The sequence below is a fragment of the Bittarella massiliensis (ex Durand et al. 2017) genome (assembly GCF_001486165.1).
Lineage (GTDB): Bacteria > Bacillota > Clostridia > Oscillospirales > Ruminococcaceae > Bittarella > Bittarella massiliensis.
The window spans coordinates 287,751-301,710 of the sequence record NZ_LN908975.1 but is presented as its reverse complement, the minus strand read 5'-3'; the positions used below and the strand labels follow the sequence as shown (position 1 = coordinate 301,710).

Here is a 13,960-nt window from a genome sequence, read left to right as displayed (position 1 = left end):
TTGCACAGAGAATGGGGGACAACCGGGAAAGCGCCGAAACAGAGGGGGCAGGTTGTGCTATACTAGGTGTACAGAGTGAAAAAAACGATTTGACAAGTGGGGAGACGGAGCGATGAACCATCTGGAAAAGCGGCTGGACCGGCAGCGCGCCTACTTTGACAGCGGCGCGACCCGCCCTCTGCCCCGGCGGGAGGCGGCCCTGCGCCGGCTGTTGCGGGCGCTGGAGCAGAGTGAGGGCGACCTGCTGGCCGCCCTGGAGCGGGATTTGGGCAAACACCCCTTTGAGGGGTACGAGACCGAGGTGGGGCTGGTGCGGCAGCACCTGCGCTACACCCTGTCCCACCTGCGAAGGTGGGACAGGCCCAAGTTGGCGGCGGTCTCCCCCCTCCACTTCCCGGCGGGGGCCTTCATCCGCCCCGAACCCCGAGGGCTGGTACTGATCATCGCCCCCTGGAACTACCCGGTGCAGCTCTGCCTCATCCCTCTCATCGACGCCATCGCCGCGGGCAACTGCGCGGTGCTCAAGCCCTCCGAGGGGGCGCCTGCCACTGCCCAGGCCCTCTGCCGGCTGCTGCGGCTGGCCCTGCCAGAGGGGTGGGTCAGCTGTATCCCCGGCGGGGTGGAGACCACCCAGGCCCTGCTGGCCGAGCGGTTTGACTACATCTTCTTCACCGGCGGCCAGCGGGTGGGAAAGATCGTGATGCGGGCGGCGGCAGAACACCTGACCCCGGTGACCCTGGAACTGGGGGGAAAGAGCCCCTGCATCGTCGCCCCCAGCGCCGACATCCCCCTGGCGGCCCGGCGCATCCTCTGGGGCAAGCTACTCAACGCCGGGCAGACCTGTGTGGCCCCCGACTACCTGTTGGTGCACCGCTCGGTAAAGGAGGCGCTGGTGGCAGAGCTGCGGCGGCAGCTGGCGCTGCTCTGCCCCGACTTTGCCCACAACAGGGACTACCCCCGCCTGGCGAGCGCCCGCGCCTTTGACCGGCTGGCGGGGCTGCTCATCGGCCGCACCCCCCTGGTGGGGGGCGGCGTCTGCCGGGAGGAGCTGAAGATCGAGCCCACCGTCGTCGAGGCGGAGCCGGGCGACCCCCTGCTGAGGGAGGAGCTCTTCGGCCCCCTGCTGCCCCTGGTCACCTTTGACCGGCTGGGTGACGCCATCCGCCTGGTGCGCGCGGGGGAGAAACCGCTGGCCCTCTACCTCTTCACCCGCAGCGCGGGGACGGTGCGCCGGGTCTGCGAGCAGCTCTCCTTCGGCGGGGGCTGTGTCAACGACACGGTGGTGCAGATGGCCGGGAACACCCTCCCCTTCGGCGGGGTGGGGGCCAGCGGGATGGGCCGCTACCACGGCCCCCACGGCTTTTTGGCCATGAGCCACCAAAAGCCGGTGGTGCTGCGGGGCAGACTGGACCTGCCGGTGCGCTACCCGCCCTACGGCGAAAAGCTGGACCTGTTAAAGCTGCTGCTGCGCTAGCGCGGCGCGCTGCAATATAAAGGAGGCAACTGCCATGAATCAGAGAAACCGCCCGGGCGGCTACGTGGTGGCCGTGGGGCCCAACGACATCGACGAGTACTACGAGTGCGTGCAGCCGCTGGTGGTGGGGGACAAGTGCTTTATCCGCCAGCTGTCGGTCTCGCCCGGCGGGCTGACGGCCAACAGCGCGGTCATCCTCAGCGCCTTCGGCACCAAGACCTACCTGCTGGACTCGCTGGGGGACGACCAGTACACCCCCATGCTGCTGGAAGATCTGCGCAGCCACGGCATCGACACCGACTACATCGAGGTGCTGCCGGGGGAGGAGAACATCCGCGCCCAGATCCTCCTCTCGGGCAACGAAAAGACGGTGCTCCTCTACGAAAACCACAAGCCCTTCATCACCATGACCCCCCAGAAGCGGGAGCTGATGGAGGGGGCCTCCTACATCTACACCACCATGGTCAACATGAAGGAGATCGAAGGCAACCGGGAGCTGATCGACGGTCTGGTGGCCCACGGGGTCAAAATCATGTACGACGCCGAGCGCTCCACCTTCACCTCCTACGACGACCCAGACGACCGCTTCTACTTTGAGCGCGCCTCCGTCCTCTCCTTCAACGACGCCTCGCTGGAAAAGTTCTGCGCCGGGCGGGGGCTGACGGCCATCGACGAGCTCATCGGCAGGAGCGACAAGATCGTCCTTCTGACCCTGGGGGCCAAGGGCTGCATCGTCAAGACCCGGGAGGGGGAGATCGCCATCCCCGCCTACGACGTCAAGCCCAAGGACACCACCGGCGCCGGGGACACCTTCAACGCCGGGTTCCTGCACGGCCTCTGCAGCGGGATGACCCTGCGGGAAGCCGGGGAGTTCGCCACCGCCGCCGCCAACCGCTCCATCCTCTCGGTGGGCTCCCGCACCGGGGCCGTGTCGGTGGACGAGGTGGAGGCCTTTGCCCGAGAACACGCCGGCCTGCGGGTCGCGCCCCCTGTTCTCTAATTCAAATTATACGTTTTGTATAAATACATATTTGGTTTTGTTGACTGCGGGCGCCGCCTGACGGCTCCCTTTAAAAGAGGAGGACAACCCCATGTACCAACCCGACACCTTAAAAGACTACCTCTCCCCCAGCGCCAAGGACGATTTTGACGACATCGTCCTCGCCCGAAAGCTGGGGGCCAGCGCCAACATCGTCTCCATCGGCAACATGCTCAAGGACATCGCCGCCCACGCCGCCGAAAACGGCCTCTCCGCCGGGGAGATGATCGACCGGGTGCTGGCGATCGCCGGCTACTTTGACAAGCTGCGGGGCGAGAGCACCGTGGCCGTGACCAACGCCATCAAACTGATGACTGGCGGCCTGAGCGCCCTGCGGGAGGCCCCCCTGGCCGAGGCCTGCAAGCGGGTGACCGACAGCTGCAACCGCTACGGCGAAAAGGCCCGGGAGTGGATGGACAACATCGTCACCTACGGCTACAACCTCATCAAGGGCTGCAAGGGGATCTTGGTGTTCGACTACTCCTCCTCGGTGGACGCCATCGCCAAGCAGGCGGCCCTGAACGGGCAGATCATGGACATCTACATCCCCGAGAGCCGGGTCCTGGACGGGGGCAAACCCTTTGCAGTGACCGCGGTGGAGATGGGGCACCGGGTGCACTTCTTCCCCGACGTGGCCATCTACCACTTCCTCAAAAAAAGCGACATGGCCTTCATCGGGGTGGAGACCTTCTACCCCGACGGCAGCGCCGCCAACACGGTGGGCACCGACATGCTGGCCATCCTCTGCAAACAGGCGGGGGTCCCCTTCTACATCCCCACCACCCTCATCAAGGTGGACATGCGGGGGCTGCAGGGGATCGTGAAGCGGGACCTGGCCCAGGACCTGTCGGGGCTGCTGGCCCCCCACTGGGACGAAACCCTGCGCGCCCACACCGATTTCACCTGCCCCGACCTCTCGATCATCGGGCCGGAGTACATCACCGGCTACATCACCGAGGTGGGCATCGTGCCGGGGACGGCCATGTTCGGCGTCGCCCGGGAATACGCCGCAAAGTTGGAAAAGGGGGAGCTGTAAATGGAGCTGTTTGGAAAGAAGAAGATCGCCCTGGGGATGGTGCAGCCGCCGCCGCTGCCCGGCAGCTATCTCTACGACGGCCGCGGGATGGAGGCCATCCTGGACTACACCCTGAACGAGGCCGGCACCCTGCAGAAATACGGCTTTGACGGCTACATCCTGCAAAACTTCGCCGACGGCCCGGTCAAACAGCAGTGCGGGCCCGAGACGGTGGCCTGCATGACCGCCCTGGCCACCCGGCTGAAGGCAGCCTTCCCCGAGATGATCCAGGGCATTTTGGTCAACTGGGACGGGGTCGCCTCCCTGGCGGTGGCCGAGGCTGCCGGCAGCGACTTTGTGCGGGTGGAGCACGTCTACACCCGGGCGGAGATGACCCTCTGCGGGATGATCGAGGGCCAGTGTGTCGAGGTGCTGGAGCTCAAGAAGAAGCTGGGCTCCAAAATGCCCATCTACGCCGACATCTACGAGTTCCACGGTACCCCGGCCTACCCCATCCCCCTGCCGCAAAACGCCTTTGAGACGGTGACCGGGGCCCACGCCGACGGGCTGCTCCTCTCGGCCCCCACCCCGGAAAAGAGCATCGAGTACGCCCAGTCGGTGCGGGGGCTGGTGGAGGTCCCCCTGATTTTGGGGGGCGGCACCACCGGCGACAACGTCTACGAGCTTCTGCAGCACTACGACGGGGTCTGTGTGGGCGCCTGGATCAAAAACGGCAGCCTGCAAAACCCGGTCGATCCCGAGCGGGCCAATCGCTACATGGACGAGGTGGAGCGGGCCCGCGCTTAAGAGCGAGCCGAAGAAAGCCCGCCTGCCCTCTGCCGAGCGGCCATAAAAAAACAGAATGCAGGAGGGGAGGGCCGGCCGGTCCTCCCCTTCCCTTTTTTTGCGCTGGACGCAACGGAGCGGCGGCCGGGGGCGACGCAACCCTCCTTCCCCGCCAAAACCCTCCACTATACCACCAACCTTCGGCCCTGTGGTATGATGGTATCTAGAAAGGAGGCGACCGCCGGTGAGGACCTATCAGACAGCCGAGGTGGCGGCCGCGATCGGCGTCCACCCCAACACCGTCCGCCTCTACGAAAAATGGGGGCTGATCTCCCCGCCGGTTCGCCGCCCCAACGGCTACCGCGTCTTCACCGATCTCCACCTCGCCCAGTTTCGGCTCGCCCGCCTCGCCTTTCAGGTGGAGGTGCTGCAAAACGGTCTGCGGAAAAAGGTCGTTTCGGTGGTCAAGGCATCCGCGGCGGGCGACTTTGACGCCGCCCTCACCCTCGCCGAAGGGTACCTGGCAAAGCTGCGGCGGGAACAGGCCAACGCGGAGGAGGCGATTGCGGTCGCAAATCAGCTCCTGGCCGGCCAGCCGGAAAAATCCACCCGCCTCTGGCGGCGCGGGGAGGCAGCCGCGCTCCTCGGCATCTCGACGGACACCCTCCGCAACTGGGAGCTCAACGGCCTGCTGCGCGTCAAGCGCAGGCAAAACGGGTACCGCGTCTACACCGGCGAGGACCTGCGGCGGCTGAAGATCATCCGCTCCCTGCGGTGCGCCAACTACTCTTTGGAGGCCATTTTGGGGATGCTCTGCCGGCTCTCCCAAAACCCGGGGACAGACATCCGGCAGGCTCTGGACACCCCGCGGGAGGACGCGGAGATCGTCGCGGTGTGCGACCGGCTGATCTCCTCCCTGACAGCCGCGGAGGAAAATGCCGAGCAGATGATCCGCCAATTGCGGGGGATGAAAGCGGCCTTTACCTAGTTTTCCCGCCCCCAACCCTCCACCTTGCCACCAGTGTTTTGCCTGGTGGTATCCTCTTTTTATCCCAAAAGAGAAGGAGGAAACAACATGCAGGAGGCAATCAAGGTAAAGGGGCTCGCCAAATCTTACGGCAAGCTGCTGGCACTGGAAAACATCAACCTGTCGGTCAAGGGCGGAACCGCCCTGGGGCTGCTGGGAGCCAACGGCGCGGGGAAGAGCACAGCGGTGGAGTGCATTTTGGGGACCAAAAGGGCGGACAGGGGACGAGTATCCATCCTGGGAATGGACCCGCACAGAGATCGCAAGCGGCTGTTTGAGCGGGTGGGGGTGCAGTTTCAAGAGGGCCGCTGCCAAGAGGGGATCACCGTGGGGGAACTCTGCGCGCTCACCGCGTCGCTCTATCAAAAACCGGCCGATCCGGCCGACCTGTTGGCCCAGTTTGGACTGGGCGGGCGGCAGAAAAGCCCCGTCAAAGAGCTCTCCGGCGGGCAGCGGCAGCGGCTGTTTGTCGTGCTCGCCCTCCTCCCCAACCCGGAGGTGGTGTTTTTGGATGAATTGACCACCGGACTTGACACCGAGGCCCGCCGGGGCGTCTGGGCGGCCCTTTCCGAGCGCAAAAAGAAGGGGCTGACCATCTTTTTGACCTCCCACTTCATGGACGAGGTGGAGGCCCTGTGCGACCAAATCTGCATCCTGAAACGGGGGCGGACGGTATTTTGCGGCACAGCCGCCGATGCGGTCGCCGGCAGCCCCTGCGACACCCTGGAAGACGCCTATCTCTGGTACACCAGCGAAGGGAGGGATTCTCGTGAAAGCGTTTAAATCCATGCTGAGGACAGAGCTGAAGCTGTCCCTGCGGGGGATGGATATGTTCCTCTTTGCCATCTGCGCCCCCCTGGTCACCCTCGTCATCCTGGGGATCACCTGCGGCAATCAGCCCGCCTCCACGGGTGCCGAACACACCTTTTTGGAGCAGTCCTTCGGCGCGCTCGCCTCCATTTCCATCTGCGCGGGCGGCGTGATGGGGCTGCCCCTGGTGGTGTCCGACTACCGGGGCAGGGGCATTCTAAAGCGCTACCGGGTGACCCCTGTCAGCCCCTCGCTGATTCTGGCCGTGCAGGTCGCCGTTTACACCCTCTACGCGCTGCTGTCCCTGCTGTCGCTCTACCTCGCCGCGGCAGGTCTTTTCGGGTACCGATTTCGCGGGTCGCCCCTCCGTTTTCTCTGTGGCTATCTTCTAGTAATGGGGTCGATGTTCAGCATCGGCATGATGGTGGGCGGCCTTGCCCCCAACACAAAGATGGCGGGGGTCATCGCCAGCGCGCTCTACTTTCCCATGCTGCTGTTTTCCGGGGCGACCCTCCCCTACGAGGGGATGCCCTCCGCCCTGCAAAAGGTCGCGGACATCCTGCCGCTGACGCAGGGAATCAAGCTGCTCAAGGCGGCCTCTCTCAACGCCCCTGCCGGCAGCGCCCTTGTGCCGATGGCAATCATGCTCGCCATCGCCGCGATCTGCATCTGCGTGTCCCTGCAATTTTTCAGGTGGGAGTAGCGAAAAAACACCGTAGCCCAGTGGCGGAGGCCGGGCCGGCGCTGCGGTGTTTTTGCCAGTAAAAAAGAAGGCGTTTATCTCCCCGCACAAGCGCAGCGTCGGTCTTCCGCCAAAAGGGTCAAAAAACAGCCGCGCGACAGCACAGAGGGCTGTCGCGCGGCAGACATATCCTGCTATTTCGGCGGCTTTGGCTTGGTCAAAGCCGCCGTTTTTCCGGTTGCCGGCCCGGCCGTTTTTGCGGGCTTGCCGGCAAGCTCATCCCCAGCGGTCGGGGAGCAGTTCATCCAGGGTGGCCACCCGGTCGGCCAGTTGGACCAGACAGGCGGGGTTTTCGTCGTGGAGTTGACAGAGGAATTCGCGGCAGCGGCCGCAGGGGGGGATGACCGAGCCGTCCTCGTACACGGCGATCAGCCGGACCACCCGGCTCTCGCCGGCGGTGACCATGGCGGCGGCCGCCGCGTGTTCGGCGCAAAAGCCCATGGAACAGGGGGTGTCGATACAGACGCCGGTGTAGACCGCCCCACTGGGGGTCTCGATGGCGGCCGCCACCGAGCCGGCAAAGCTGTTTTTGGAGAGCTGCCGGGGGCGGAGCACCGCCTTGGCCCGCTCGTAAAGGGCGATGAATTCGGGTTGCACGGGGAATTCCTCCTCTCGGTGTTCAGCCGTCCAGGGCTGCCTTACAGAACTTGATGGTCTTTCCCATCTCGACAAACATCTGCTCGTGCTCGGTGACGATGTTGTCGGGCAGCTGCTGGGCGTGCAGGTCGGTGGTGGCGTAGAGCACCCGCCACCCGCCCTCGTCAAAATAGACCATGGTGTCGGCAAAGAGGGGGTCGTCGTCGGTCTTGAACCAGATCTCCCCCCCGGGGGCCAGCAGCGCCCGGTAGTTTTGCAGCTGGCGGGGGTGGGTGAGCCGCCGCTTCTGGTGCTTGGCCTTGGGCCAGGGGTTGCAGAAGTTGATGTAGATGCGCTCGACCCTGTCCTCGGGGGCCAGCACCTGGGGCAGCAGCTCGATGTTCTGGGCGAAGATGTAGAGGTTGTCCACCGGCCGCCCGGCGGCGGCATAGGCGGCCTCCGCCTTGCGCTTGCACAGCCCCAGCATCTCGCTCTTGATGTCGATGGCCAGATAGTTGTTTTCCGGGTGCTGGGGGGCCAGCTGGGAGATGAACCCCCCCTTGCCGCAGCCCAGTTCCAGGTGCAGGGGGGCGTCGGGGCGGGCAAACTGCTGCCGCCAGCGCCCCCGGTTCTCGCCCGGCTGGGCGATGTAAAAGGGGCAGGCCTCCAATTCGGGGCGGGCCCAGGGTTTTCTGCGTATGCGCATAATCGATCGCTCCCCACTTTCTTCTCTCGCGTCGTTTACCTGGGCTATTATAGCACAGCGGGCGGGCGCTTGCCAGCCCCCTTTCCCCAAAGCGCAGAGGGGCGCCGCCGGCAAAAGTCGGCAGCGCCCCTCCCCATTTGGATGGAGATCCTCTCCGCGGCCTGTGTGGCGGCCGCGGCGGGTCGGTTTGGCTGGGTGTCTAGGGTTTGACCGAGATGTGCACCACCTCTTTGGGGGGCAGTTGGGCGTAGAGCTTGCCGTTCTTGACCGACGCCTCGCCGCCGCCCAAAATCACCTCGGCGGTGGAGCCGGGGACAAAGAGCTCGCAGAGGGCCCCGTCAAAGAGCAGGTCGCCGTCGTTGTAGAGGGAGTAGATCTGCTCGCTGCCGCTGTCGGCCGGGAAGAGGTTGCAGTAGACCTCCCGCGGGGCCACCGGGTAGAAGGGGGTGGGCAGTGCGCACTGGTAGGTGAGGCGGTGGGCCAGGTAGACTTCCTTCCAGCCCTTGATGGCGGCCTTCTGCTCGGCGGAGAAGGGCATCCAGCGGCCGAAGATGTCCTGCCAGATGACCAGGGGGGCCGCGCCGAACTGGCTGTACTGGATGAGCAGGTCCTTGTCTTCCTTGCGGTACCAGCGGGAGATGACCGGGGCGATGTGCCGGGGACAGAGGAAGCGGAAGATGTCCACCTTGGGCATGGGGCGGGTGTCCCAGAACTCGTCCCAGGAGGTGGTGATTTTCTCGATGGGGTGTTTCTTGTCGGGGTGGTGCTGGGTGGTCATCACCAGCCCGGGGCGGACCGCGTCGCACTTTTCGCGGAAGGAGTCGGGGATGTCGCCCAGGGTGTCCAGCTGGTAGCCGTCGGCGCCGGTTTGCTCCAGCAGCCCGGCAAAGTGGTCGCCCAGGGTCTCGGGGGATTCTTCGGCCCCGGCGTCCCAGGGGATGTAGGGCATGAAGACCTGTACCCCCTTGGCGTGAAAGGCGTCCACCGCCTCTTTAAAGGCGGCCATCCCGCCGGGGAAGTCGTTGTAGAAATCCCACTGGCTGCGCTTGTCGACGCCCAGGCGGGGGTACTGGTTCCAGAGGGTGACGGTGTCGAATCCGCCGAACGCCTCCCCCTCTTTGAGCAGCTTTTCGGGGTCGATCTTCTGGTTCTCGGCGTCATAGGCCTCGGTGCCGTAGAGGAAGGAGAACTGGTGGAGGAACTTCTCGTTGAACCACTTCAGATCCTCCTTCTCGTACTCGGAGAAGTCGTACCCGCTCTCCCACTGCTGGCGGAAGCGGGCAAAGGCCTCCACCCAGCCGCCGGAGAGGCCGGTGATCTCGAACTCGAAGGTGTCGTTGTAGGTGTTGTCGGGGTTGCAGAGGATCTGGTGGGTGTGCAGCTCCTCGGCGCTGGCGATCTTGGAAAACTGCATGTTGCGGTTTTGGATGGCGCCGCAGTCGTCCAAGTCGGCCTTGGAGGGGAACTGCACGGCAAAGCCGCTCTTCCCGCCCTTGTCGCAGCAGACCAGGGGCAGCTTGACGTCGTTGTTGTAAAAGCTCTCCCGCATCATCTTCAGCAGCGGGGTGCCGTCCAGGCTCTCGACGGCGTTGGCCGGGTAGTAATAGCGGTCCCCCTCCCCCCGCATGGACAGTTGGGCCAAAAAGGGGCTGTGCAGGAACAGCTCGTAGGGGACGCCGTGGATGTAACGGTCCCGGATCTGCACGATGACCGAGATGGTCTCTTTTTTGTCGTTGAGGAAGTGCACCCGGATGGAGAGGCCCAGGGCCTCGTTTTCCAGGGGGACCGTCAGCAGCTGGTGCACCCGGTCCTGGCAGGTGAGCACCTCGCCCACCGCAAAGTCGCGGGAGGAGTACTGTCCCCCCATAAAGGTGAGGTTGAAGAGCTCCCGCCGGGGGTTTTGCTGGTCCCCGGTGAGGAGGTTGGAACACTCCTCGATGAGGATGCCGTCGACAAAATTCAGGGTCATCTGGAGGGTGTTGTTGCGGATGACCGCCCGCTTGGTGTTCTGGTCGTACTGCAGCATATCAGTCTCCCTCCTTTACACAGCGAAAGCCAACGGTGGCGTTGCGGCTCATGGCGCCGCTCAAAAACTGCATCTTCAAGTGGGTGTTGTTCTTCTGCGGCCCGCCCTCGGCGTGCCAGTAGTGGTGGGCCCGGTAGAAGCTGCCGCCCCGCAGCAGCTGGAAGTAGTGGCTGCCGTCAAAGTGGAATTCGTCCACCATCTCCCAGCAGTTGCCGCACATGTCCATGCAGCCGGTGGGGGACACCCCCTGGGGGAAGGCGTCCACCGGGGTGAGGCCGTGGCTGTACACATTGGCCCGGCTGTAGTCGGGGCTGTTGCCCCAGGGCCACTCGAGGCACTCGTCCCCGGCGGCCAGGTACTGCCATTCGTAGTCCTTTGGCAGCCGCTTGCCGTAAAAGGCGGCGTAGGCCCTGGCGTCCTCCAGGCTGACCCAGACCACCGGCTTGTCGGCGTCCTCGGGCTTGTAGCAGCCGTCCACCCAGTGGCGCAGGTAGCCCCGGTCGTCCTCCGGCCGGTAGCCGCTGTCCTGCACAAACTGGTAGTACTGGGCGTTGGTGACGGGGTAGACGTCGGCGTAAAGGGGGCCGACGGTGACCGGCATCGGGCCGTGCTCGCACTGGCAGTCCCCCTCCATCACCCGGTGTACCACCCGATAGATGTAGGTGGTCTGGGGAATGAATACGGTGTTTTCGCGTTCCATGGGGTACCTCCCTCAAATTGGTTTTGAACAGCGCAGCGGCGGCCCCGGCCAATGGCCCTGGCCGCCGCTGACGGTGCGTTTTGCGCGTTGAAAAACAGATGTGTCCGCTACGGCTTGACAGACTCGCGGATCTTCACAAACTCGTCCTGGCTCATGCCGTACATGGTGGAGACCTTCTGCTCGCCGCTGACGAGCTTCTTCTCCAGCCCGTCGATGTAGGTCTGCACCTCCTGCGGGGTGTGCTCCTTGTAGTAGTCGTTCTTGGCCAGGCCCACAGCCTCTTCCTTCAGGCCCCACTTCTCCAGGTGGCCGTAGGTCTGGGTGCCGGCCAGGGTGTCTTTAATGACCTTGTAGACCACCATGTCCCCCCGCTTCATGGCCGAGGTGAGGATGGTGTCGGCGATGTCCTTTTTGGTGTCGATGAAAAACTGGCGCTGGTCGGCGTCCACGCCGATGGCCCAGAGGTCGTTGTCGCGGCAGGCCTCGATGACACCCAGCCCGGCGCCCATGGCGCAGGGGTGGAGCAGGTCGGCCCCCAGCTGTTTGATCTGCACCAGGGCCATCTCTTTGCCCTTGGCGGCGTCGGTCCAGCTGCCGATGTAGGAGGTGGCCACCTTGCCGTTGGGGGCAACCAGCTGCGAGCCCTCGATAAAGCCGATCAAAAAGTCGTTGATGATGGTGTCCTCACTGCCGCCCAAAAAGCCGATGGTGTGGGACTTGGACATCTTCTGCGCCAGCGCGCCGGCCAGAAAGTCCACCTGGTTTTGCAGGTAGGTGATGCAGAACATGTTGGACATCTTGATCTCGGTGGTGGGCTCGATATCAAAGCCCACGAATTTCGACTCCTTGTACTCGTCCATGTGCTTTTCGATGATGGGGATGTACTCGCTGCTGCCGAAGAAGATGACATCGTAGCCGGCGTCGGCCACGTCCTGGATGGCGGGTTCCATCTTGGCCTTGTCGGTGCCGATCTCGGCCACCTTGATTTCGACCCCCAGGTCGGTCTCGGCCTTTTTCAGCCCCTCGTAGGCGATGTCGTAGTAGGACTTGTCGCCCAGGGCCGAGCAGATCATCACCACCCGGAACTTTTTCTCATCGTCCTTTTTGCCCTCGTCCTTTTCGCCGCAGCCGGTCATCAACAGGGATGACGCCGTCAGGGCGGCCAACAGAATTGCCAGTGCCTTTTTCACAGTTTTCCCTCGCTCTCTCTTTTTGGATTTTCACGATTTCGACGGGCGTTCACCCGCCCTTCACAATCCCATCCTAGACCTTGAAAAGAGGGGGAGCCAGGACAATTGTCCCGCGGGAGGATGTTTTTTTCAGACTTTTGCAGTCTTATAAAAACCCTATTTTTTCGCCGTTTCTCCCAATTGCAGATGGCGGGATTTGTCCCTTTTGGCGGAAGGTCGGCCCTCCTTTTGTGTGGGGATACAAAAGCCCCCTTTTTTTATTGGCAAAAACACCTAGGAAGAATCTGGCAGACAAAGGGCTTCATTTGGGGTAAAAAATAATTTTTTTTCTTTTTTTGAGTGGAGACGGCGCGTTCGCCGTTAGGGCTTGACCCCCTCGCGGATGGCGACAAAGTCGTCCTGGCTCATGCCGTAGGCGGTGGAGACCTCCTGGCTGCCGTCGAGGAGCTGCCCTTCCACCTTGTCCACATAGTCCTGGATCTCCTGCGGGGTGTGTTCCTTGTAGTAGTCGTTCTTGGCCAGGCCCACGGCCTCTTCCTTCAGGCCCCACTTCTCCAGGCTGCCGTAGGTCTGGGTGCCGGCCAGCTCGTCTTTGATGACCTTGTAGACCACCATGTCCCCCCGCTTCATGGCCGAGGTGAGGATGGCGTCGGCGATGTCCTTCTTGCTGTCGATAAAGAATTCCCGCTGGTCGGCGTCCACGCCGATGGCCCAGAGACCGTTGTCGCGTCAGGCCTCGATGACACCCAGTCCGGCACCCATGGCGCAGGGGTGGAGCAGGTCGGCCCCCAACTGTTTGATCTGCACCAGGGCCATCTCCTTGCCCTTGGCGGCGTCGGTCCAGCTGCCGATGTAGGACGAGGCCACCTTCCCCTTGGGGTTGGCCAGAAGGGAGCCCTCGATGAAGCCGATCAAAAAGTCGTTGATGATGGTGCCCTCGGTGCCGCCCAAAAAGCCGATGGTGCCCGACTTGGACATCTTCTGCGCCAGCGCGCCGGCCAAAAAATCGACCTGGTTTTGCATATAGGTGATACAAAACATGTTGGACATCTTGATTTCGGTGCTGGGCTCGATGTCAAAGCCCACGAACTTGGACTCCTTGTACTCGTCCTGGTGCTTTTCAATGATGGGGATGTACTCGGTGCTGCCAAAGAAGATGATATCGTAGCCGGCGTCGGCCACGTCCTGGATGGCGGGCTCCATCTTGGCCTTGTCGGTGCCGATCTCGGCCACCTTGATTTCCACTCCCAGGTCGGTCTCGGCCTTTTTCAGCCCTTCGTAGGCGATGTCGTAGTAGGACTTGTCCCCCAGGGCCGAACAGATCATCACCACCCGGCACTTCTTTTCCCCGTCCTTGTTGCCCTCGTCCTTTTCGCCGCAGCCGGTCATCAGCAGAGATGACGCCGTCAGGGCGGCCAACAGGATTGCCAACGCTTTTTTCATTGCTCGTTTCCCTCGCTCTCTTTTTTCATTCAGAATGGTATAGGATTTCTTTCGCCCTCAAAGAGGGGAAAAATCAAACGAAAGGTTGGCATTGTTGATGCAATGTCGGCCTTTTTTGCTTTTTTCGACCCTCTTTTGGAGTGAATGAAAATCTATACCAAACTGTTCCTCGCCTTCCAATTTAAACAAATTAATTTAATTTGTCAACTAAATTTTACTATTCATTTATTTTTTGGATATATTGCTCTTTCTCGCAATAAAGCACTCTTTTGTGCCGCCTTCACAGCGACGCCGCATTCTTTTTAGAAGTTCCTCTATAAAGAAGGGGGCGGCACAAAATATGCAGGGGGAAAACACCGAGAAATCTGGGAAAACCGCCAAAAAAGGCCCTCGCCGCCGCAAAAGGGCGCCGAGGGCCTTTTAGAG

General features: G+C 62.8%; 12 protein-coding genes and 1 pseudogene. 7 read left to right on the top strand and 6 right to left on the bottom strand.

Annotation, left to right across the window (positions count from 1 at the left end):
* Positions 1–112 precede the first annotated feature (112 nt).
* The 7 genes from BN3266_RS01845 to BN3266_RS01815 all read left to right on the top strand — a co-directional run bounded on the left by BN3266_RS01845 (position 113) and on the right by BN3266_RS01815 (position 6,854).
* Positions 113–1,474 (top strand): aldehyde dehydrogenase family protein, encoded by a 1,362-nt coding sequence (locus BN3266_RS01845; RefSeq protein WP_059003333.1) that lies wholly within the window; start codon positions 113–115, stop codon positions 1,472–1,474.
* 34 nt (positions 1,475–1,508) lie between these two features.
* Positions 1,509–2,474 (top strand): carbohydrate kinase family protein, encoded by a 966-nt coding sequence (locus BN3266_RS01840; protein ID WP_059003328.1) that lies wholly within the window; start codon positions 1,509–1,511, stop codon positions 2,472–2,474.
* A 91-nt stretch (positions 2,475–2,565) separates the two neighbouring features.
* A complete protein-coding gene (locus tag BN3266_RS01835; RefSeq protein WP_059003326.1) occupies positions 2,566–3,549 on the top strand; it encodes an IF-2B domain-containing protein in 984 nt (327 codons plus the stop codon).
* Positions 3,550–4,335, top strand: a complete 786-nt coding sequence (locus BN3266_RS01830) for a BtpA/SgcQ family protein (protein WP_059003324.1) — start codon at positions 3,550–3,552, stop codon at positions 4,333–4,335. It begins immediately after the preceding gene.
* Between the two features lie 223 nt (positions 4,336–4,558).
* A complete protein-coding gene (locus tag BN3266_RS01825; protein WP_059003322.1) occupies positions 4,559–5,302 on the top strand; it encodes a MerR family transcriptional regulator in 744 nt (247 codons plus the stop codon).
* Between the two features lie 87 nt (positions 5,303–5,389).
* A complete protein-coding gene (locus BN3266_RS01820; protein ID WP_059003320.1) occupies positions 5,390–6,124 on the top strand; it encodes an ABC transporter ATP-binding protein in 735 nt (244 codons plus the stop codon).
* Positions 6,111–6,854 carry an ABC transporter permease gene (locus BN3266_RS01815; protein WP_059003319.1) on the top strand — a complete coding sequence of 248 codons (744 nt, stop codon included), beginning with the start codon at positions 6,111–6,113 and terminating at the stop codon, positions 6,852–6,854. Before BN3266_RS01820 ends, BN3266_RS01815 begins: the two co-directional genes overlap by 14 nt.
* 255 nt (positions 6,855–7,109) lie before the next feature.
* Here BN3266_RS01815 and BN3266_RS01810 read toward each other — a convergent pair whose 3' ends face one another.
* From BN3266_RS01810 to BN3266_RS14185, 6 genes and pseudogenes are all read right to left on the bottom strand, one after another.
* On the bottom strand, positions 7,110–7,490 hold the full coding sequence (locus tag BN3266_RS01810) for a cytidine deaminase family protein (protein ID WP_059003317.1): 381 nt from the start codon (positions 7,488–7,490) through the stop codon (positions 7,110–7,112).
* 22 nt (positions 7,491–7,512) lie between these two features.
* Complete coding sequence (gene trmB, locus BN3266_RS01805; protein WP_059003315.1) at positions 7,513–8,175, bottom strand: tRNA (guanosine(46)-N7)-methyltransferase TrmB; 663 nt, start codon at positions 8,173–8,175, stop codon at positions 7,513–7,515.
* Positions 8,176–8,374: 199 nt separating this feature from the next.
* Positions 8,375–10,201: an alpha-amylase family protein gene (locus BN3266_RS01800; protein WP_059003313.1), complete on the bottom strand. Its 1,827-nt coding sequence runs from the start codon at positions 10,199–10,201 to the stop codon at positions 8,375–8,377.
* 1 nt (position 10,202) lies between these two features.
* Positions 10,203–10,901, bottom strand: a complete 699-nt coding sequence (locus BN3266_RS01795; protein WP_021661007.1) for a formylglycine-generating enzyme family protein — start codon at positions 10,899–10,901, stop codon at positions 10,203–10,205.
* Positions 10,902–11,008: 107 nt separating this feature from the next.
* Positions 11,009–12,091 carry a BMP family lipoprotein gene (locus tag BN3266_RS01790; protein ID WP_154668926.1) on the bottom strand — a complete coding sequence of 361 codons (1,083 nt, stop codon included), beginning with the start codon at positions 12,089–12,091 and terminating at the stop codon, positions 11,009–11,011.
* A gap of 360 nt (positions 12,092–12,451) precedes the next feature.
* Positions 12,452–13,417, bottom strand: a pseudogene (locus BN3266_RS14185) (BMP family ABC transporter substrate-binding protein).
* Positions 13,418–13,960 lie beyond the last annotated feature (543 nt).